This window comes from Flavobacterium sp. (genome assembly GCF_013823965.1).
Classification (GTDB): domain Bacteria; phylum Bacteroidota; class Bacteroidia; order Flavobacteriales; family Flavobacteriaceae; genus Flavobacterium.
In genome coordinates this window covers 25,942-46,408 of the sequence record NZ_PNNA01000076.1, presented here as the reverse complement: position 1 = coordinate 46,408, position 20,467 = coordinate 25,942, and the positions used below count along the sequence as shown (strand labels likewise).

Genomic DNA, 20,467 nt, shown 5'->3' with positions numbered 1-20,467 from the left:
GAATGACAAAATTTTAGACTTTATTTTAATGTCAAATAGAATCTAAAATCTGCAATCTAAACTTTAAAATGAACTTCTTAGCCCACATATTCCTTTCCGGAGACAACGATTTGATGAAAATTGGCAATTTTATGGCCGACGGGATTCACGGAAAAAACTTTGACGCTTTTCCCATGGAAATCCAAAAAGGAATTATTTTGCATCGTTCCATTGACACCTTTACCGATGCCCATCCTGTCTTTCGACAAAGCACGAAACGATTGCACGCCAATTACCATCATTATTCCGGCATTATCGTGGACATTTTTTACGACCACTTTTTGGCCAAAAACTGGAGTACTTATTCCGATGAGAAATTGGAAGATTATTCGGAACGTTTTTACCAATCTCTAAGAGACAATCATGATTTGCTGACCTTAAAAACCCAAAAAATGCTGCCTTACATGATCGATCATAACTGGTTATTAAGCTACCAAACCATTGAGAACATAGAAAATGTTTTGGCAAGAATGGACACTCGAATGAAATACGATTCGAACATGCGGTTTTCTGTTGCAGAGTTAAAAACGTTTTATGTTGAATTTGAATCAGAATTCACGGCATTTTTTAAAGAATTAATAGTACATTCGAATTTGAAAATACAGACTTTATGAAAAAAACATTATTGCTCGTTGCATTGGCCGTTTTAGGTTGCAAATCAACAGAAAAAGCCGCTCAACCCACCGGACTTGTCACCCAAAAAGCGATGGTGGTTTCAGCCCGTGAAGAAGCTTCAAAAATTGGTGTCGAAATAATGAAAAAAGGCGGCAATGCCTTTGATGCCATGGTCGCCACCGAATTGGCCTTGGCCGTTTCTTTTCCCTTTGCCGGAAATATTGGCGGCGGCGGTTTTATGGTGTACAGAAAAGCCAATGGTGAAATTGGCTCGTTGGATTATCGCGAAAAAGCACCCTTGGCAGCGTCAAAAGACATGTTTCTGGACGAAAATGGGAACGTCATTAAAGGAAAAAGTCTCGAAACAGCTTTAGCAATAGGAGTTCCCGGAACCATTGCCGGAGTATTTGCGGTTCACGAAAAATTAGGTTCATTGCCGATAGAAGAAATCCTGAAACCCGTAATTGCATTGGCAGAAAAAGGCGTAATTGTTACCAAAAAACAAGAGACCAGATTGCACAACTATCACGAATCCATTGTAAAAGTAAACGGACCCACATCATTGTTTTCCAATGTTTTCAAGGAAAATGACACCATCAAATATCCGGCTTTGGCAGCCACCTTGAAACGAATTTCAAAAAATGGAAGAGACGAATTTTACAAAGGCGAAACTGCCAAAACATTGGTCCATTATCTTCAGCAAAAAGGGGCGATCATCACTTTGGAAGATTTGGAAAAATATGAAGCCAAATGGAGAACACCCATCACTTTTGATTACAAAGATTTAAAAATCATTTCGATGCCGCCACCCAGCAGCGGTGGACTTTGTCTTGCCGAAATTCTCAAAATGGCAGAACCTTACGATATTGCCAAAATGGGACATAATTCTACCGAAGCCATTCAAGTAATAGTTGAGGCCGAAAGAAGAGCGTATGCGGACAGAAGTGTTTATCTAGGCGATCCCGATTTTGTGAAAATTCCAGTGAAAGAACTGATTTCCGAAAAATATTTAAGACAAAGAATGGCTAATTTTAGCTTTGACAAAGCCTCCTTGTCTTCTGAAATCAAGGAAGGAAAAGTAAATTATAACGAAAGTATGGAAACCACGCATTATTCCATTGTGGATCAATTTGGCAATGCCGTGGCAGCAACCACAACACTTAACGACGGTTATGGTTCGAAATATTATTGCGACGAATTGGGCTTTTTCTTGAACAATGAAATGGACGATTTTAGTGCAAAACCAGGCACGCCCAACATGTTTGGACTCATTGGCGGAGAAGCCAACAGCATTGCGCCTCAAAAAAGAATGTTGAGCGCCATGACACCAACCGTTGTCGTAAAAAACGGAAAACTGTTTATGGTTGTGGGAACACCGGGCGGTTCGACGATAATCACCTCGGTTTTGCAAACCATTTTGAATGTTTCCCAATACAAAATGAGTGTGCAGGATGCCGTAAATGCGCCGCGTTTTCACCATCAATGGTTGCCGGACGTAATCACTTTTGAACCCAATACTTTCAATACAAAAACTCTTGACGCCCTAAAATCAAAAGGATACATCATCAATGAGAAAACAACTCCAGTGATTGGAAAAGTTGACGCTATCTTGGTATTGCCGAATGGAAAATTGGAAGGCGGCGCAGACAAAAGAGGAGACGATAAAGCAGTGGGATTTTAAATTTGCCAGAAAATAAAATTGATGTCATTTATTGCTGATTTAGAAACGGCTTTTCAAAAAAAAAGCAATCCCGAAAATGCATTTGCCATGGCAAAATACATGCGAAACCATTTTTCTTTTTTTGGCATAAAAACGGATGAAAGAAGACAGCTTTTTAAAGCCATTTGGAAAGAAAATCAAGAGGAAATTGCCGAGAGTCCTAGAAAAATTGCCTTGAAATTGTATTCAAAAAACCAACGGGAATTGCAGTATTGCGCCATAGAAATTTTGATAAAACAACTCCAAGGAAATTACAAGAAAGAAGATATTCAACTCATTGAAAAACTGCTAATCACGAATTCTTGGTGGGACAGCGTTGACACGATTGCGAAAAATATTCTGGGTCAATATTTACTCGAATATCCATTGGAAACCGAAAATGTAATCGAACGTTTTTCGAATTCCGAGAACATGTGGCTCAACCGAAGCGCAATTCTTTTTCAACTGGGTTACAAACAGAAAACCAATTTCGAATTGCTGAAATCAGAATGTGGGAAACATAAAAATTCCAACGCGTTTTTCATTCAAAAAGCCATAGGATGGGCATTGAGAGAATATGCCAAAACAAATCCCGAAGCCGTAAAAAACTTTGTCTGCAACACCAATTTAAAACCATTAAGTAAAAAAGAAGCCTTAAAAAACATTCTTTGAGTTCGAAATAATGTTAATTTTACATTCTCTTAAAAAACGAAATGCTTAAAAAATACATCTATAAATTTGAAAACGGGATTGCTTGGTCCAGGCATAAAATCTCCAACAAACAATTCATATTCCTGTCGAGTGTATTGGTTGGCATTTCAGTGGCTTTTGCGGTAATCGTTTTAAAAACATTTGCCCACAAAATTTTTACTTTTGCCACTTATGTCACCAATATTAGCCTCTTCAAATACGGATTTATAAAAGGAATGTTGCCAATAATAGGGATTTTGCTTACCGTTTTTGTAATCAAAAAATTTCTGGGAGGCTCGATAGAAAAAGGGACATCGCAGATTTTGTATGCCGTTGCCAAAAAAGCCAGCATCATTCCCCGAAAACAAATGTATGCCCAAATCATGACGAGTTCGCTCACTGTAGGTTTGGGAGGTTCCGCAGGATTGGAAAGTCCCATCGTGATTACGGGAGCAGCTTTTGGTTCAAATTATGCCCAAAGATATAAATTAGGCTATAAAGACAGGACACTTCTCATAGGTTGCGGCGTTGCGGCTGGAATTGCGGCAGCTTTCAATGCTCCCATTGCCGGAGTTTTATTTGCCATTGAGGTATTATTGGTAGATGTCAGCATTGCTGCTTTTACACCCATCATGATTGCTGCGGCAACTGGGGCTTTGGTATCCAAAATAGCTTTGGATGAATCCATATTACTGTCTTTTAAACAACAACAAACCTTTGATTATCACAATATTGCATACTATATAATGCTTGGATTGTTCACTGGACTCATTTCGGTTTATTATTCGAGGAATTTTCAAAGGGTAGAACATTTTTTTTCAAAACTTAAATTTACGCCTTACAAAAAAGCATTTTTCGGAGCTTCGATTTTAGCATTGTTGATTTTTATTTTTCCAACTCTTTTTGGCGAAGGTTACGAAAGCATCAAAACCTTGTCCGAAAATGATCCGGGACAATTACTTGAAAACACCATTTTTAGTGATTTTAGAAACAACAGTTGGGTTCTTTTGCTGTTCATTGGCATGACAATGTTGCTCAAAGTATTTGCCTCAGGCATTACATTGGGAAGTGGAGGAAACGGGGGAAATTTTGCTCCTTCCCTATTTTTGGGTTCTTACGCCGGGTTTTTCTTTTCCAATTTTTTAAATTTAACCGGTCTTACAAAATTGCCCATCAGCAATTTCACTTTGGTGGGAATGGCGGGAATTCTCAGCGGATTATTTCACGCTCCATTAACCGCAATTTTCCTTATTGCAGAGATAACGGGCGGTTACGACTTGATGATTCCTCTCATGATTGTGGCTTCCATCAGTTTTGCAATTTCAAAACGGTTTGAAAAACATTCGTTGGACGTGAAAAATTTGGCCAGAAAAGGACATGCTTTCACGAGCAATAAAGACGCCAACATACTTTCGACACTAGACACCAATTCCATTATTCAAACCGATTATTTGACGGTTTCGCCCGAAGAAAACTTGGAGAAATTAGTGGACTTGATTTCGCATTCCAATCAAGTTATTTTTGCCGTGGTGGACAAGGAAAAAAATATGCTCGGCATCGTTCATTTCAATGATATCAGGGAAATAATTTTCAATCAATATCGCGTAAAATATACTTTGATAAAAGAAATAATGAGAACGCCCGTGGATCTCATTTATCCTACCGACAGTATGGAAATTGTAATGAACAAGTTCGAAAAAGCAAAAACCGCCTTTCTTCCTGTACTAAAAAACGGGAAATATTATGGTTTTATTTCCAAATCAATGGCGCTGGAAGCCTACCGAACCAAGCTAAAATCGATGACGATAGAATAATCCAAATTTATTAATTACTGATTATGCCAACATTAGAAAATCTTTTTTCAAGACTTGAAAGCGTCAAAGTCATTGATGACTCCATTTCCTATTTGCAATATACTCCAATAAATTTATCGGTTTCAAATGTTGGTTTATCAAAAATTGACATGGAAAATGCCGGTGATTTTGAAACTTATGTTGAAAATATCCTACAGAAAAATGAAGCAAAAGTCGCTTTTGGTGGCTACAATGAAGTGCGAAATTTATACAAATCAAGTCTACTTTTTAATGACGAGGCACGGGAGGAACGAAACATCCACATCGGGATGGATTTATGGATAAAAAGCGGCACTCCAATATTGGCAGCGCTGGACGGGACGGTTCATGGTTTTGGTTTTAATGCAGGCAAAGGAAATTATGGCCCAACAATTATCTTGAAACATTCCCTGGAAAATCATGTTTTTTATACTTTATATGGCCATTTATCAATGGAAAGTATTGCCGAAATTGAAATTGGATCCCTTTTCAAGAAAGGACAACAAATGGCAACATTGGGAAATCCTTCAGTAAACGGTGGATATTCCCCGCATTTGCATTTTCAAATAATTAAAAAAATAGAGGATTACATTGGGGATTATCCCGGTGTTTGCAGCAAAAAAGATTTAGATTATTATTTAGAAAATTGCCCTGACCCCAATTTATTGCTTAAAATAAATTAAACGTACAAACCAAAATGCAAAGTTCCTCGATGCTAGTCGATAAAAAAAGGTTTTATTAAAAAAAATCCTTATTTTTACTACTTACTTTTTTCAAATGACTCCAAACGAAAACACCATAATAAAATTCTACACCGCTTTCGCTAAATTGGATGCAGCACAAATGTGCGAATGCTGTCATCCCAATATTCAATTTCGTGATCCTGCATTTGGATTGTTAAAAGGAAACGAGGTTTGCCAAATGTGGAAAATGTTAATCGAAAGAAGCAACGGGAATTTAAAAATTGACTTTTCCGATGTTGAAGCAGATGAACACACGGGTTCTGCTCGATGGGTGGCAACCTATAATTTTAGCCAAACCAACAGGAAAGTGGTTAATACAGTTGCGGCTAAATTTGTTTTTCAGGACGGCTTAATCCTAAAACATACCGATGATTTTGATATTTGGAAATGGTCTAAACAAGCATTGGGAATCAAAGGATTACTACTGGGTTGGACTGGTTTTTTTCAAAATAAAATACAACAAAAAGCCAGAATGACACTAAAAAAGTACTGGGAACAAAAAGATAAATAAATCCAGAATACTTATATAGAATTGCATATCTCCCACAAACAAAGAAAATAATTCATCTCTTTGGGCAATTTTATCAGGAATAAGCAATTATTCGAAAAAACGTACTAAATATCCCCCTAATTTTAGTATTTTTTGTTTAAATTTGGTATGCCAAAATACGGATGTAGCGGATTTCCAAATTCTTGACAACAAATTAAAAATATTCAACTGAACTGCCGAATCGATACCAACTGGACAACCTGATTTTCCAAGTTCCTTTTCGATAACCAATAAAATAAAACCAGAAATCTTGAGAATGCCAATATCTGAAGAAAACGTACAAACACTTGCCAGTCAAATTTTGCTTCAGCGTTTTGCTCCTGCCAAAGAAAGAATTCTTGTTCTTGAAGCCACAAACGGAAACATATTGGAAATCAATCCCTTTTTAATTAAAATGTCGGGTCATGCAAAAGACGAATTAGTTAAAAAAACGATTTGGAAAGTGGGATTTTTTAAAAATATCATCGACAATAAAGATAAATTTCTTAAATTACAGCAAAAGAAATTTGTTCAATACCAAGACTTGCTGATACAAACTGTCGATGGACGCTAAATTAATATCGAGTTCATTAGCAAAGCGTTTTCGGTTGAAAATCTTAAAGTAATACAATGCTTCATTCATGAAATTATAGATAAAAAAGCAAAAAAATAACTGAATTACATTGCTGCAAAAAAGAGTAATAATGGCCAGCATAAAAAAGTGATCTAATTCAAAAGTACAAAGCACTTATGAAAGACAAAGCGCCACATTCAAATCCTGAAATTCATCGTCAAAAGGCTGATGAAACACAAAAAAACAAACCAATTGTTGTAGACACACTATGCTTGCAAGGGGAAACACTGAAACTCATTCACGAACTCGATGTACACCAGGTTGAACTCGAAATGCAGAATGAGGAACTTAAACTCGCAAAAGAGCAAGTTGAAATAACTGCCGAAAAATACGTTGATTTATATGATTTTGCGCCTTCTGGGTATTTCACGCTTTCAAAAAATGGAGAAATCCTTAAAACAAATTTTAAAGGAGCCAACATGCTTGGCAAAGAAAGAGCTCTCCTAATCAACAACCGATTGGGTCTTTTTGTGGACGATGAATCCAAATCTATTTTAAATTCCTTTCTAGACAGAATTTTTAAAAGCCAAAACAAGGAAACCTGCGAAATTACCTTGTCTACCCAGCCCGAAAAAACCACCTACTTATTACTAAATGGCATTGCGATTAACGGTAATTGCTTGATAACCGCCATAGACATCAGCAAACTCAAAAAAGCGGAAATCGCACTTAAAAAATCGGAATTGCTGTTGTATTCCAGCATAGACAGCCAGAAAGACACCCTGATTTTCTCCATCGACACTGATTATAGGTACTTGACTTACAATAAAGTACACAGCAATTTAATGAAAAACAGCTATAATTCAGTCATAAAAACAGGAATGAATGTCCTGGATTGTATTACCTTGGACGAAGACAGAAAATTTGCCAAGCAAAATATTGACATTGCTCTAAAAGGAGAATCACATTCGAGCATTAGAAACTATGGCGCCATTGAATCTGCTTATTATGAAAGTTTCTATAATCCAATTATTAGCAATAACAAGATAATAGGAGCATCTGTATTGGCCAGAAACATCACTAAACGGCTACAAATTGAGGAAGCCATAAAAGAAAGCGAGGAAAAATACCGTGCCCTTTTCGATTCCAATAGAGACAGCATCACCATTTTTAGATTGAATTCGGAGGGAATTGCAGAAAATTTTATTGAAGCAAATGCAGCATCAACGACAATTTATGGATATTCCAAGGAAGAATTAATGAAGATGAACGTCAGGGATTTGGAACCCATATCCAAAAAAACAAGGAAACAAAGAATAAAAACCCTACTCGCCAATGGCAGGTTAAACCTAGAAACCACCATTAAAACTAAAAATGGGAAATACAGAAATGTAGAAATAGAAGTGTTTGTCATAAATTTCTTGAATAAACCCGCCGTAATGACCATAACTCGGGACATTACAGAACTCAAGCAGATAGAACTCAATGCCAAAAAAGCCCAAGAAAACCTGCTGACCATTCTGGAAGCCATTCCAGATTTACTGTTTGAAGTGAACCAAGATGGTTTGATTCACCATTACCAATCCCACCAACATTTTGATTTACTTGCTGTACCTGAAGAAGTTTTTATGGGAAAACGTTTTCAAGATATTTTACCTGCTGATGTAGCAAAAATATGTATGGATGCCCTAGAAGAAGCTTCAAAAAAAGGATGGTCCTTAGGAAAACAATATGCACTTGACTTGCCCATGGGAAAGTTTTGGTTTGAACTTTCTGTTTCAACAATAAAAGAGAGCGATCTTAAAGACAAACATTTTATTGTTCTTGCACGTGATATTACGGAACGCAAAATGGCAGAAGAAAAATTAATTGCCAATGAAAACTTTTTAAAACAAACCCAAATCATTGCCAATCTTGGCTCCTATTCTTTAGATTTTGCTTCCGGAAAATGGACAAGTACAGCCATTCTTGACCGTATTTTTGGCATAGATGCTGATTTTGAAAGAACTGCTGCTGGATGGGAATCACTTCTTCATCCGGAATGGAAAGAAATCATGCACGATTATTTGCACGAAGAGGTCATCGGCAAAAGAAATAGTTTTAATAAAGAATATAAAATTATTAAATCAGACAGCAAAGAGGAATGCTGGCTTCACGGAATGGGTGAATTGACTTTCGACAATGAAGGCACCCCCTTACAATTAATTGGTTCTATTCAAGACATTACCGAGCGCAAACAGAATGAAAAAAAAATACACGAATCCGAGCAGTTCGCCCGTGCCGTATTTGATGCGCTTTCAGCCCACATTGCCATTATAGACGAGAATGGCATCATCCTTTCGGTAAATCTTGCCTGGCGCAAATTTATGGAGTCCAACACTCCTGAAGGAGTCCCCATAAAAATTAGTGAAGGCATCAACTATCTATCCGTTTGTGAAACTTCAGAAGGACTGTATGCTGATGAAGCTTCGGCGATGATATCAGGAATTCGTTCTGTGATGAATGGAGAAAATAATGAATTTTCACTCGAATATCCTTGCCACTCTCCAACAGAAAGAAGATGGTTCAATGTTCGAGTAACCCGTTTTCCGCAAGAAGGCGATTCACGAATTGTTGTGGCACACGAAAACATAACGGAACGTAAAAAAATTGAAGAAAAATTAAAATTATCTTCCGAAAAATTTCAGGACTTAGTAAACTCAACAGGAGGAATTGTATGGGAAGCTGATGCGGTGACTTTTAATTTTACCTATGTAAGCAAGGAAGCTGAAAGGCTTTTTGGTTTTTCAGAACAAGAATGGTATACCGAAGGATTTTGGGAAAATCACATACATCCTGAAGACAAAGAAAAAGCTGTGAAAAAATGCGTTTCCTTTACTAAAGAAATGAAATCGCACGATTTCACCTATCGCTTTATTGCAAAAAATGGCAAAGCCTTTTGGTTGAGAGATATTGTAAATGTCATCGTCGAAGATGGAGAACCCCGATGGTTACGTGGTGTAATGTTTGACATCACCGGTCTAAAAGAAAACGAAGAATCTTTGCGCGAAAGCGAAGAAAAATACCGAGGTCTAGTCGAAAATTCTCCCGATGCAGTAGTCATCTATATCGACGGAAAAATTGTTTTCATAAACGAAGAAGGCATCCGAATGGTGGCGGCAAAAAACAAGGAAGAACTAATAGGCAGATCTGTTTTGGAATTCGTTCATCCAGACAGTTTAGAGAGCATTATCAAAAGAATGGAAGAAGTGGTTTTAGATTCAAATTCATCAGAAACCGTTGAAGAAAAATTCATCAATTTAGAAGGTAATCCCATCGATGCAGAGATCAAAGCAATCCCAACAATTTATGACCACCAACCTGCAATTCAAGTCATTATTCACGATATCAGCAGTCGTAAGCAAGCCTCTTTGGAATTGAATAAAATCAATAGGGTTTATGCGCTGATTAGCCAAATCAATAATTTAATCATTAGAACAACCAATAGAGAAGAACTATTTCAAGAAATATGCAACATCGCCGTTACTTTTGGAAAATTCCGCATGAGTTGGATTGGGCTATTGAATGAACACAATCTAATTGTGACTACGGCCATTGCTGGATATGAAAATGGTTATTTTTCAAAAAGAAGTATTTCAGTATTAGAGGACACACCAGGAGGAAAAGGCCCCACGGGTATTGCGATGAGAGAAGGAAGAACAGTGATTTGCAACAATATCGCAAAGGATCCCATTATGGAATTATGGCGTGATGCTGCTTTAGAGCGAGGCTATCATTCTTCAATATCGATTCCTATAATTGTTCGTAATAAAACAATTGGCACTTTCAACTTGTATTCTAACGAAAAAAACTTTTTTTCCTCAGAAGAAGAAATTTCATTACTTGAAAAAATCATACAAAACATATCTTTTGCCCTTGAAGCCATTCTAATCGAAGAGGATCGAAAACGCACGGAAGAAAAAATTCGCCAACTCTCACAAGCTGTGGAGCAAAGTCCCGTAACAATTGTAATTACAAACACGAAAGGTGAAATTGAGTACGCAAATCCAAAATTTATCGAAACAACTGGGTATTCTCTTGAAGAAATAATGAATCAAAATCCCCGTATTTTAAAATCAGGTTATACCACTAATAAAGAATATGACGAATTATGGCAAACTCTGGCTACCGGAAAAGAGTGGCACGGAGAATTTCACAACAGGAAAAAAGATGGAACCCTTTACTGGGAATCGGCCACGATTTCACCAATTTTAAATGAAAATGGGGAAACAACACACTACATTGCCATCAAAGAAGATATCACATCCCGAAAAAATGTAGAAAAAGAATTAGTCAAATCAAAAGAACGTGCCGAAGAAAGCGATCGTTTAAAACTGGCTTTCCTTGCCAATATGAGTCACGAAATTCGCACACCCATGAACGGTATTTTGGGTTTCACCGAACTTTTGAAAGAACCCAAACTAACCGGGGAAGAACAACAGCAATATATTGAAATCATTGAAAAAAGCGGAAAACGAATGCTCAATATCATCAATGACATCATCAGTATTTCAAAAGTGGAATCAGGGCAAATAGAAATTGTCCTTTCTGAAACAGATATCAATGAACAACTAAAATATATCCATACCTTCTTTAAACCCGAAGCAAAACAAAAAGGAATTCAACTCATTCTTTCAAATGAGTTGCCATTAGAAAAAAGCTTTACACTAACCGACAAGGAAAAAGTCTATGCCATTCTTACCAATCTTGTCAAAAATGCCATCAAATTTACCAATGAAGGCACCATAGAATTTGGTTGTGAGAAAAAAGGAAAAAATTTGGAATTTTTTGTAAAAGATTCTGGATTGGGTATATCCAAGTCGCAGAAAAAAATAATTTTCGAACGATTTAGGCAAGCCAATGAAACCATCAGCCGTTCTCATGAAGGATCAGGACTAGGATTGGCCATTTCAAAAGCCTATGTAGAAATGTTGGGCGGTAAAATATGGGTCCAAAGCGAAAAAGGAAAAGGAAGCACTTTTTATTTTACGCTTCCATTCCAATCGGAACATGAATACAACCCCAAACATGCAATAGATGTCGGAAAAACGGATTCGGTCAATACAAAAGACCTAAACAAAGTCAAAGACCTTAAAGTATTGATTGTCGAGGACGATGCCATTTCAAAATTACTGGTAACCATCGCCGTTAAACCTTTTAGCAAAGAAATTTTAAAAGTGAGCACCGGCTATGAAGCCATAGAAGCCTGTCGCAATAATCCCGACATTGATCTCGTAATGATGGATATCAACATGCCCGAAATGGGTGGGTATGAAGCAACGAAACAAATTCGGGAATTCAACAAAGACATAATAATCATAGCACAAACCGCCAATGGAATGCAAGGTGATAGAGACAATGCACTAGCGGCAGGATGCACGGATTATATTTCGAAACCCATAAATATCACATCGTTGAGTGGGTTAATAGAGACGTATTTCAAAAAATAAATAACTATGTTTTGCCATTTCAACAAAGGTAAATTCAAACTCGAACCATAGCGAAATGCCCAAACAAACGACATCATCTTATTGTTGAAACAAATTAATGTAAAGCATTTATAAACAATTATTTGACTGAAAAATACTTGAAATCATCAAGAAGGATTACTACCCATTACAAAAAGTATAATCGTTACAATTCTAGATTCTGATGCTGCCTAATTTAAAAACAACCGTTTCACTTCATGCCAACAAGAAGTTCACTGTTCTTGAAATTCTCCAATTCACGGTGTTGGCTTGTATTTTGCTTTATTTTGGAAAAACTCTTTTTATTCCATTGAGTTTTTCAATGCTTATCAGCTTTATTCTTTATCCCATATGCAAGTGGATGGAACAAAAAGGAATAAGTAAAGGCATTGCCATTTTTATGGCTATTTTTGGCGTCATGCTTTTTTTTGGAGCGGTTCTTTATTTGCTTTTTACGCAAGTGGTCGCATTCTCCAATGAATGGCAAACATTCAAGGAAAAATTAACGGAAACAGTGAGCCAATTGAGTGTTTTGATTGCCGAGCGATTTGACGTAAGTTCCGAGAAACAGACAAGTTTTATTGAAAATGCCATCGACAATTCGGGAACACAAGCCATTTCCCTGCTTAAAATTACCGCATATTCTATTTCAGAAACCGTTTTTTACTTGTTGATTATCCCTGTTTATTCCTTCCTGATTCTCTATTATAGACGAATGCTGACAAATGTGCTTTATCATGTGTTCCGTTCCGAAAAAAAGGCAGTTATTCGAGAAATCCTTGTAGAAACAATCCATGCCTATTATAATTTTATCAAAGGAATGCTTTTGGTTTATTTAATAGTTGGGATATTAAACAGTCTTGGACTATACATTATTGGCATTCCACATCCATTCCTGTTTGGTTTCATAGCCTCAATCCTGACCTTTATTCCTTATGTGGGCATTTTTATTTCTTCGCTTTTGCCAATTACCGTTTCCTGGATAACCTTTAATTCCATTTGGTATCCAATAGGCGTTATTATGGTTTTCAGCATTGTGCAAATTTTAGAAGCCTACATCATTTTTCCGTATGCCGTGGGAAGCCGTTTAAAAATAAATACCTTGATTATTATTTTGGTGATCATCATCGGCGGCATTTTATGGGGACCCGCCGGAATGATTTTATTCATTCCGTTTATCAGCATTGCAAAATTAATCGCTGACAGAACAGCAAGCCTCAAAACATTATCCCTGCTTTTGGGCAACGGAGAAGTCAAAAAAGAATAAGGAAAATCAATCTTGCATCAATAACTGATTTTTGAAGTTGTGTCATTTACTTCAATGTTTATTTCCTTTCCAAAAATCAAAGCCCGATTATCCCTTATGTGTCCCGCCGGGAAATCAAAAATTACGGGGAAACTATACTCTTTTACGGCATTTAAAATGATTTCTCTTTGTGTCCCTCCAAACAAAGTGTCTTTCTCGACATTATAATCAAAATCCCCTACAATTAATCCTTTTAGATTTTTAAGCGCTCCTCTGCGTTTCAAAGTATACATCATTCTGTCCACACGGTACAAGTCTTCGCCCACGTCTTCCATGAAGAGTATTTTTCCGTAATTGTTGACCTCAGAATTACTTCCAATCATCGAATTGATGATGGAGAGGTTCCCACCAACCAAAACACCTTTGCCACTTCCTTTTTTATTCAACACATTTGTCGGAATTTCAAATCCGTAACCGTAGCCAAATAAGGCTTTATACAAAGTTTGTTTCGCTTCCGCCGAAGCTGATTTCATTCCGCCGGGCATTGTGGCATGAATGGTTGCCATACCAAGGTTGTGAATGTGGCTGTGCAATGTGGTTATATCAGAAAATCCCACAACCCATTTGGGATTTTTCTCAAAAGCCGTAAAATCCAATTGGTCGATAATGCGAACCGTTCCATAACCACCTCTTGAACACCAAATGGCCTTGACATTCTTGTTGTCGAGCGCTAATTGCAAATCCGCGGTACGTTCCTCATCGGTTCCTGCAAAATGATTGTGCCTACTGAAAACGTGTTTCCCCAAAACCACTTCCAATCCCCAACTTTTGGCCAATGCAATTCCTGGATCCAGTTCCGTGGAATCCAAGACAAAACCTGCCGGAGCCACAATCATGATGGTATCTCCTTTTTTCAAATAGGGAGGTTTTTTATATTTGATAGACTTGGAATTATCTTGATATTGACTGGCTGAAATCGTGTGTTGCATCTTTTGATAGTTTGTTTTACATTGCACAAAAAAGACTAAAATAAGCACTTGAACACAAATTACAAAAAATCTTTTTTGGTATTGAATGGGTTGTTTTGTCATAAAAAAATCAATAAATAGTATTGCTACAAGTTAAAAATGTCTCGAAAATCAAATGCCCAATCACGTTCTTTTTTGTACCATAATTGACCTTCGGAGACTTCTAAAGGGCAATCAAAATTGTTGGTATACAAAGCACCGGTTCCCAATCCTTGCGGCATGGAATTGTGTTGCAAAAACGTCCATTGCGCGATGGCATTCAGTCCAATATTGGACTCCAAAGCCGAGGTAATCCACCAACCAATATTATGTTTTTCGGCCAACGAAATCCACTCTTTCGTGCCTCGAAAACCACCCACAAAACTTGGTTTCAAGATGATGTATTGCGGCTTGATTTTTTGCAGTAAAGCTTCTTTTTCTTCCAATGAAAACACGCCAATCAACTCTTCGTCCAAAGCAATGGGAATTGGAGTCAATTTACACAGTTCTGCCATACTGTCAGTGTTGTTTTTTTGAATAGGTTGCTCTATGCTATGTAAATGAAAACCAGACAATTGATTTAATTTATCTAAAGCCAAAGTTTTATCAAAAGCACCGTTGGCATCGACCCTGATTTCAACTTGCTCCGGACTGAAATGTTGCCGAATATAACCCAATAATTGCAGTTCTTTATCGAAATCTATCGCTCCAATTTTGAGTTTGACACAACGAAAACCCGCCGCCAGTTTTTCCTCAATTTGTTGCTTCATGAACGACTCCTCGCCCATCCAAACCAAACCGTTAATTACGATGCTTTTTTCACCATTGGCAAACGCCGAAGGAAAGAGTAAAAAAGGACTTTCACTCTCCAATGATTGGAACGCCATTTCCACTCCAAATTGCATGGAAGGAAACTCGATTAAGGCTTCCCAAAGTTGGTTTTTGCCAAGATGGATATTGTCGCAAGTCCAACGCAATTTGGCTTCATAATCCGGTCGATCGTCAGCGCTTAATCCTCTCAAGATGCCGCACTCGCCTATTCCTTTTTTGCCGTCTTTTTCCAAGACGATAAACCAGGTTTCTTTCTCGGTCATCACGCCTCGAGACGTTCCCGAAGGTCGTTTAAAATGTAGGATGTATTTGTGGTAGGTTGCTTTCAATGTTGTGTTGGATTATTCTTTTACTACTTCTAAATCAAGTTCTGTCTCGTCTAAATGAAAAATCATTTTGTCATCAACTTCAACTAAAATTATTTTTAAAATAGAATATTTGTTGGAATCATTACCAATACTAATGGCATATTTGTTATTATTCAATCTCCATTTAGCATCAATTGTAATATCCGTCAACATGGCAAACAATTTAGTTTTGTCCAAAGTTGTTATTTTAAAATCCGCATTTTCTTCAAATTGGAATGTTGCCGAACTAAAACTCTTAATTATATCTGTAAAATTGGGACCCTCTGGTTTTTTCAATACTTTAACCACCTTCCATTTGCCCACAATATCCTTTTCTGAATATTCTTGAGACATAATGTGATTTGTAAATAATAAAATTGCAAAAACTAATAGCTGTTTTTTCATAAAATAATTCGTAAAATCCGTGTCAATCCGCTTAATCTGTGTACTAATTAATCCCCCAACAACCTCAAAACCCGGTTAAAATCCCCGCTAGGCAATCCTGCTTTTTGAAAGGTTTCAAAATCCTGTTTTACTTTTTGGGTCCAACTCAAGGCATTGGTCACGTTTTGTGATTGGTATTTTTTGTAAATGGTTTTGGCTGATTTGAAGTCTTTATTAAACAAATACGCGTGCGCCAGATTCATTTGGATCAACAATTCAGAATCGTCAAGTCGCTCGCCTTCCTTGAGGAATTTAATCGCTTTTCCGTATTGTTTGGTCATGATGTAGGCAGAACCAAGCGTGTTGTAATCTTCTATCTTCGACTGGCCATTGATGACGATGTTCAATAATTTGTCAATGGCAGCGCCATATTGCCCTTGTTTGACCAAATCATTTGCTTGTTTGCGTAAATCCGAATACATCGTGTTAGAAGCGCCCGTTTCTTTAAAACAAGCGTTACCATAATCCTTGAAGGCTTTCGATTTTTCGATGGCCAGCAGTTTCTGGAATTCCTGAAATTTGTATTCTTTTTGCACTTTGTCCAGCACGCAAACGCAAAAATCGTCGGAATTGATGAGTGATTTCGCCATTTCCGATGTTTTGCATTGGTTGATGATGACTTTTCGGTTTTCCAAAGTCCATCCCCTGCTCAATCTGTTGTTGACCCAAGGCACGACTTCGATAACAATTTTTTGGTTCATTATCCAATTCTTGCTTTCGAAACCAAACCACATCGCATTGGAATTAGGCAAAATACATAGCGATTTATCAATAGACAACAATTTGGCATCTTTGCTGACTGCCATATTTTGCTCATAGCAAGCCTTTTCCGTGGCGCCACTTTTTTGGTATTGGGAAGCCAAAGCCTCATTTGAAAAAATGGCGTATTTGCATTTGTCGTCACCCGAAATTTTAGACAGCAGGAAAACCGCTCCAGCCGAACCTTGACTGATTCCCGTTGGATCGGGAATGGATTTCAATACCGAAACCAAACTACTGGCCAATTGCTGGTTTTCGTCCAAAAGCGTGATCCTATAAACGACTTCGGTGGTTCCCACAGGCAAATCTTCGGTTTTTATGACGATTCTTTCCCTTGCCGAAACGACGATTTCTTTTTTGAATGCCCTTTCTTTGTCCCAATAGCCATCTTTTTGTGCAAAAATGGAGTTGACGGAAAAGTAAATTAGTAGAATGAAAAGTATTTTATTTATATTCATTTTTTAGATGTTTCAAATTCATCATTATGTAAACTGTAGTCTTCTCTTCGAGCGATTGTCCTTTTTCAATTTATTTAAAACCATCCGTCTCTTCGAGTGATTTTGAATGCTAATGCGACAGCTTTACCATTCAAAATTGTATCGAGAAGCTTTTGACCAGTAGGGTTCTCGATACAATTTTTAAAGCACTACGTTTTAATTCAATACACATTTATCTGGCTTTAAAAATCACTCGAACTGACGAGTGAAGGAAAAAGCTCCAGATTGTCACGTTCCTCGCAATGCCATTATAACTCGATGCTTTCGCCAATTTTAAGCAACATCAAATCTTTTCCTTTATCGAAAAACCGGCGAATTGCCTCTTCGTGATTGATGACGATGTAACCAAAAGTATCGTAATGCACGCCCAAAATCTTGTCGCATTCGACAAAATCAGAAGCCACAATGGCATCTTCGACATCCATGGTGAAATTGCCGCCAATTGGGAAAATGGCCAAATCGAGTTTGGTTCGCAAAGGAATCAATTTCATGTCCATATTCAAGGCCGTGTCGCCAGAAATGTAGATGTTTTTATGCTCGCCTTCGATGACAAAACCGCCTGGATTCCCTCCGTAGCTCCCATCAGGAAAGGAACTGGAATGCACTGCGTTTACGTATTTCACTTTCCCGAAGTCGAAAACCCAGCTTCCGCCGTGGTTCAACGGATGGTTTTTGAAACCTTTGTTTCCGTAATGCGTGGCCACTTCAAAGTTGGACACGATAACGGCGTTGGTTCGGCTGGCAATGTATTCCACATCAAGAACATGGTCGCCGTGGGCGTGGGTAATCAGTATGTAATCGGCTTCTAATTCGTTGATGTTGATGTGTGAGGCATTTGGATTGGCAGAAATATATGGATCGACCAAAATATGCTTGCCGTCCAGCTCGATTCCCAATGAAGAATGACCGTAGAATGTTATTTTCATCTGTTTCTATTTATTGTTTTATTGGCCAAAGAAACACCCACAACCAGCTCTCTTTGAATATGAACCATTTCGATGTTTTATTTTAAATCAAATTAAAATCCCGTTTTATCTTCCTCCCATAAAGAGATTCACGATAATGTCCTGAATGAGCGAAACCATGCACAATGCCAACAGTACCGAAAGTGCAAAAGTGCTTACCGCCAATTTTTTTAATTCCGGGTCCAACGCTCTTGGCTCTTGATTTTTATGCACGGTAATTAAATGTTTGGTCAAAGGAATGTAGGCCAACAAAAACAGGTATTGATCCAGACGATAGTCACTCAATACCGCAAAAGTAACGACCAAAACCATTGCCAAAACAATCAAGAAGTAATGGTATTTTTTGGCTTTTGCTCCGCCAATTTTAACCACGATGGTATTCTTGTTGGATTTCCTGTCTGATGCTTCGTCTCTCATGTTGTTGAGATTCAACACTCCCACACTCAATAATCCGATGGCGGTTGCCGGCAAGAATAAATCAAAATCCAATTGTTTGGAATATAAAAAATTGACCCCCAAGGTACTTACCAATCCAAAGAACACGAACACGAATATATCGCCAAAACCTCTATATCCATAAGCCGTGTTTCCTACGGTATACCGAATTGCCGAAGCAATGGCCAAGATTCCCAACACCAAATAAAACAACGAATAGCCAATATTGGTGTCTTTAAAAGCTTCATAAATCAACAATATAGAAGAAATCAAAGTCAAAATCGAGGTAATGACAATGGCTTGTTTCATCGCTGCAGGAGAAATTACGCCGCTCTGGATGGCGCGTTTGGGTCCCACTCTATCGGCATTGTCGGTTCCTTTCATCCCATCGCCATAATCGTTGGCAAAATTGGATAAAATTTGTAAACCAAGCGTGGTCAACATGGCAAGGGCAAATATTTTCCAACTAAAAACTTCCGTTGGAGTTTCAATCGTATCCGTTGGCCTGAGCGCATACATGCTTCCCACAATTATTCCCGAAACCGATAAAGGCAATGTTCTTAATCGTGCGGCTTCAATCCAATGTTTCATTTTTTTTGTTTTAGGTTTTGATTTTGGGTTTTAGTTTTTAGGTCTTGGGTTATAGTTCTACACACAGAACCTAAAACCCAAGACCTAAAAACCCGTTTTTAAGGCAACCATTTCTTTTCGAAGTTGGGTTTTCGTTTTTCGAGGAAAGCATTTCTGCCTTCTTTAGCTTCTTCGGTCATGTAGGCCAATCTTGTGGCTTCGCCTGCAAAAACTTGTTGTCCCACCATTCCGTCATCGGTCAGGTTCATGGCAAATTTCAGCATTTTGATGGATGTTGGTGATTTTTGCAATATTTCCTGCGCCCATTCATAAGCGGTGTCTTCTAACTCGGCGTGAGGAATCACTGCATTGACCATCCCCATGTCCATGGCTTCTTGGGCGGAATAATTGCGCCCCAAGAAGAAAATCTCTCGAGCTTTTTTCTGTCCGACCATTTTGGCCAAATAAGCGGAACCATAACCGCCGTCAAAACTGGTCACGTCGGCATCGGTTTGTTTGAAAATAGCGTGTTCCTTGCTGGCCAAGGTCATGTCGCAAACCACATGCAAACTGTGTCCTCCTCCCACTGCCCAACCGGGAACCACGGCAATCACGACCTTTGGCATAAAGCGGATTAAACGTTGCACTTCGAGAATATTCAAACGATGCTGGCCATCGTCTCCCACATAGCCTTGATGGCCACGGGCATTTTGGTCTCCTCCGCTGCAAAAAGAATAAATTCCATCCTTGCTCGACGGTCCTTCTGCCGAAAGCAAAACAACGCCTATCGAAGTGTCTTCCTGTGCATCGTAAAAAGCTTGATACAATTCTGAGGTCGTTTTGGGACGAAAAGCATTTCTCACATTGGGTCTGTTGAACGCGATTCTGGCCACGCCATTGCATTTTTTATAAGTTATATCTTCGTATTCTTTTACGGTTATCCAATCCATTATATTCGTTTTAAATTATCAGTGTAAAAATAGAGGATTTTTTATATTTTCCCATCAAATCCGAAATTAAATCAAAGGGGATTTTTTGAACAAATATTTTCATAAAGAGTTATATATGACTACATTTGGCCTCTATTATTATAGAAACCAAATATTAAAAATTTATCGTCACTATTTTTTTTAGCTTT

General features: G+C 37.9%; 16 protein-coding genes. 9 read left to right on the top strand and 7 right to left on the bottom strand.

Going from position 1 to position 20,467, the window contains the following annotated elements; genetic code table 11:
• Positions 1–68 precede the first annotated feature (68 nt).
• The 9 genes from C0430_RS09055 (at position 69) to C0430_RS09015 (ending at position 13,495) form a co-directional block, all read left to right on the top strand.
• Complete coding sequence (locus tag C0430_RS09055; protein WP_290868486.1) at positions 69–653, top strand: acyl carrier protein phosphodiesterase; 585 nt, start codon at positions 69–71, stop codon at positions 651–653.
• Complete coding sequence (gene ggt / locus C0430_RS09050; protein WP_290868482.1) at positions 650–2,335, top strand: gamma-glutamyltransferase; 1,686 nt, start codon at positions 650–652, stop codon at positions 2,333–2,335. The genes C0430_RS09055 and ggt overlap by 4 nt, the downstream gene beginning before the upstream one ends.
• 21 nt (positions 2,336–2,356) lie before the next feature.
• The gene (locus C0430_RS09045; protein WP_290868480.1) at positions 2,357–3,025 is read left to right on the top strand and encodes a DNA alkylation repair protein; all 669 of its coding nucleotides are present in this window, start codon (positions 2,357–2,359) and stop codon (positions 3,023–3,025) included.
• A gap of 41 nt (positions 3,026–3,066) precedes the next feature.
• Positions 3,067–4,857, top strand: a complete 1,791-nt coding sequence (locus C0430_RS09040; RefSeq protein ID WP_290868477.1) for a chloride channel protein — start codon at positions 3,067–3,069, stop codon at positions 4,855–4,857.
• Positions 4,858–4,880: 23 nt separating this feature from the next.
• Positions 4,881–5,558: a peptidoglycan DD-metalloendopeptidase family protein gene (locus C0430_RS09035; protein WP_290868474.1), complete on the top strand. Its 678-nt coding sequence runs from the start codon at positions 4,881–4,883 to the stop codon at positions 5,556–5,558.
• Positions 5,559–5,652: 94 nt separating this feature from the next.
• Entirely contained in the window at positions 5,653–6,129 is a 477-nt protein-coding gene (locus C0430_RS09030; RefSeq protein ID WP_290868471.1) for a nuclear transport factor 2 family protein, read from the top strand.
• A 295-nt stretch (positions 6,130–6,424) separates the two neighbouring features.
• Entirely contained in the window at positions 6,425–6,721 is a 297-nt protein-coding gene (locus C0430_RS09025) for a hypothetical protein (RefSeq protein WP_290868468.1), read from the top strand.
• A gap of 176 nt (positions 6,722–6,897) precedes the next feature.
• Positions 6,898–12,210: a PAS domain S-box protein gene (locus tag C0430_RS09020; RefSeq protein WP_290868466.1), complete on the top strand. Its 5,313-nt coding sequence runs from the start codon at positions 6,898–6,900 to the stop codon at positions 12,208–12,210.
• Positions 12,211–12,412: 202 nt separating this feature from the next.
• Entirely contained in the window at positions 12,413–13,495 is a 1,083-nt protein-coding gene (locus C0430_RS09015) for an AI-2E family transporter (RefSeq protein ID WP_290868463.1), read from the top strand.
• A 17-nt stretch (positions 13,496–13,512) separates the two neighbouring features.
• Here C0430_RS09015 and C0430_RS09010 read toward each other — a convergent pair whose 3' ends face one another.
• From C0430_RS09010 to C0430_RS08980, 7 genes are all read right to left on the bottom strand, one after another.
• The gene (locus C0430_RS09010) at positions 13,513–14,463 is read right to left on the bottom strand and encodes an LD-carboxypeptidase (RefSeq protein WP_290868460.1); all 951 of its coding nucleotides are present in this window, start codon (positions 14,461–14,463) and stop codon (positions 13,513–13,515) included.
• Between the two features lie 125 nt (positions 14,464–14,588).
• Complete coding sequence (locus C0430_RS09005; RefSeq protein WP_290868457.1) at positions 14,589–15,641, bottom strand: o-succinylbenzoate synthase; 1,053 nt, start codon at positions 15,639–15,641, stop codon at positions 14,589–14,591.
• A 12-nt stretch (positions 15,642–15,653) separates the two neighbouring features.
• Positions 15,654–16,064 carry a hypothetical protein gene (locus C0430_RS09000; protein WP_290868454.1) on the bottom strand — a complete coding sequence of 137 codons (411 nt, stop codon included), beginning with the start codon at positions 16,062–16,064 and terminating at the stop codon, positions 15,654–15,656.
• 47 nt (positions 16,065–16,111) lie between these two features.
• Positions 16,112–17,320 (bottom strand): hypothetical protein, encoded by a 1,209-nt coding sequence (locus C0430_RS08995; RefSeq protein ID WP_290868451.1) that lies wholly within the window; start codon positions 17,318–17,320, stop codon positions 16,112–16,114.
• A 287-nt stretch (positions 17,321–17,607) separates the two neighbouring features.
• On the bottom strand, positions 17,608–18,285 hold the full coding sequence (locus tag C0430_RS08990; protein ID WP_290868447.1) for a metal-dependent hydrolase: 678 nt from the start codon (positions 18,283–18,285) through the stop codon (positions 17,608–17,610).
• A 105-nt stretch (positions 18,286–18,390) separates the two neighbouring features.
• The gene (gene menA / locus C0430_RS08985) at positions 18,391–19,350 is read right to left on the bottom strand and encodes a 1,4-dihydroxy-2-naphthoate octaprenyltransferase (protein ID WP_290868444.1); all 960 of its coding nucleotides are present in this window, start codon (positions 19,348–19,350) and stop codon (positions 18,391–18,393) included.
• 98 nt (positions 19,351–19,448) lie between these two features.
• Complete coding sequence (locus C0430_RS08980; RefSeq protein WP_290868441.1) at positions 19,449–20,279, bottom strand: 1,4-dihydroxy-2-naphthoyl-CoA synthase; 831 nt, start codon at positions 20,277–20,279, stop codon at positions 19,449–19,451.
• Positions 20,280–20,467: the final 188 nt, after the last annotated feature.

Bases quoted from the DNA above. Each gene is read 5' to 3' on its own strand.
- C0430_RS09025 (WP_290868468.1), top strand. From the start codon at position 6,425: ATGCCAATATCTGAAGAAAACGTACAAACACTTGCCAGTCAAATTTTG.
- menA (WP_290868444.1), bottom strand. From the start codon at position 19,350: ATGAAACATTGGATTGAAGCCGCACGATTAAGAACATTGCCTTTATCG.
- C0430_RS09000 (WP_290868454.1), bottom strand. From the start codon at position 16,064: ATGAAAAAACAGCTATTAGTTTTTGCAATTTTATTATTTACAAATCAC.
- ggt (WP_290868482.1), top strand. From the start codon at position 650: ATGAAAAAAACATTATTGCTCGTTGCATTGGCCGTTTTAGGTTGCAAA.
- C0430_RS09035 (WP_290868474.1), top strand. From the start codon at position 4,881: ATGCCAACATTAGAAAATCTTTTTTCAAGACTTGAAAGCGTCAAAGTC.
- C0430_RS08980 (WP_290868441.1), bottom strand. From the start codon at position 20,279: ATGGATTGGATAACCGTAAAAGAATACGAAGATATAACTTATAAAAAA.
- C0430_RS09010 (WP_290868460.1), bottom strand. From the start codon at position 14,463: ATGCAACACACGATTTCAGCCAGTCAATATCAAGATAATTCCAAGTCT.
- C0430_RS08995 (WP_290868451.1), bottom strand. From the start codon at position 17,320: ATGAATATAAATAAAATACTTTTCATTCTACTAATTTACTTTTCCGTC.
- C0430_RS09045 (WP_290868480.1), top strand. From the start codon at position 2,357: ATGTCATTTATTGCTGATTTAGAAACGGCTTTTCAAAAAAAAAGCAAT.
- C0430_RS09015 (WP_290868463.1), top strand. From the start codon at position 12,413: ATGCTGCCTAATTTAAAAACAACCGTTTCACTTCATGCCAACAAGAAG.
- C0430_RS09020 (WP_290868466.1), top strand. From the start codon at position 6,898: ATGAAAGACAAAGCGCCACATTCAAATCCTGAAATTCATCGTCAAAAG.
- C0430_RS08990 (WP_290868447.1), bottom strand. From the start codon at position 18,285: ATGAAAATAACATTCTACGGTCATTCTTCATTGGGAATCGAGCTGGAC.
- C0430_RS09030 (WP_290868471.1), top strand. From the start codon at position 5,653: ATGACTCCAAACGAAAACACCATAATAAAATTCTACACCGCTTTCGCT.
- C0430_RS09040 (WP_290868477.1), top strand. From the start codon at position 3,067: ATGCTTAAAAAATACATCTATAAATTTGAAAACGGGATTGCTTGGTCC.
- C0430_RS09055 (WP_290868486.1), top strand. From the start codon at position 69: ATGAACTTCTTAGCCCACATATTCCTTTCCGGAGACAACGATTTGATG.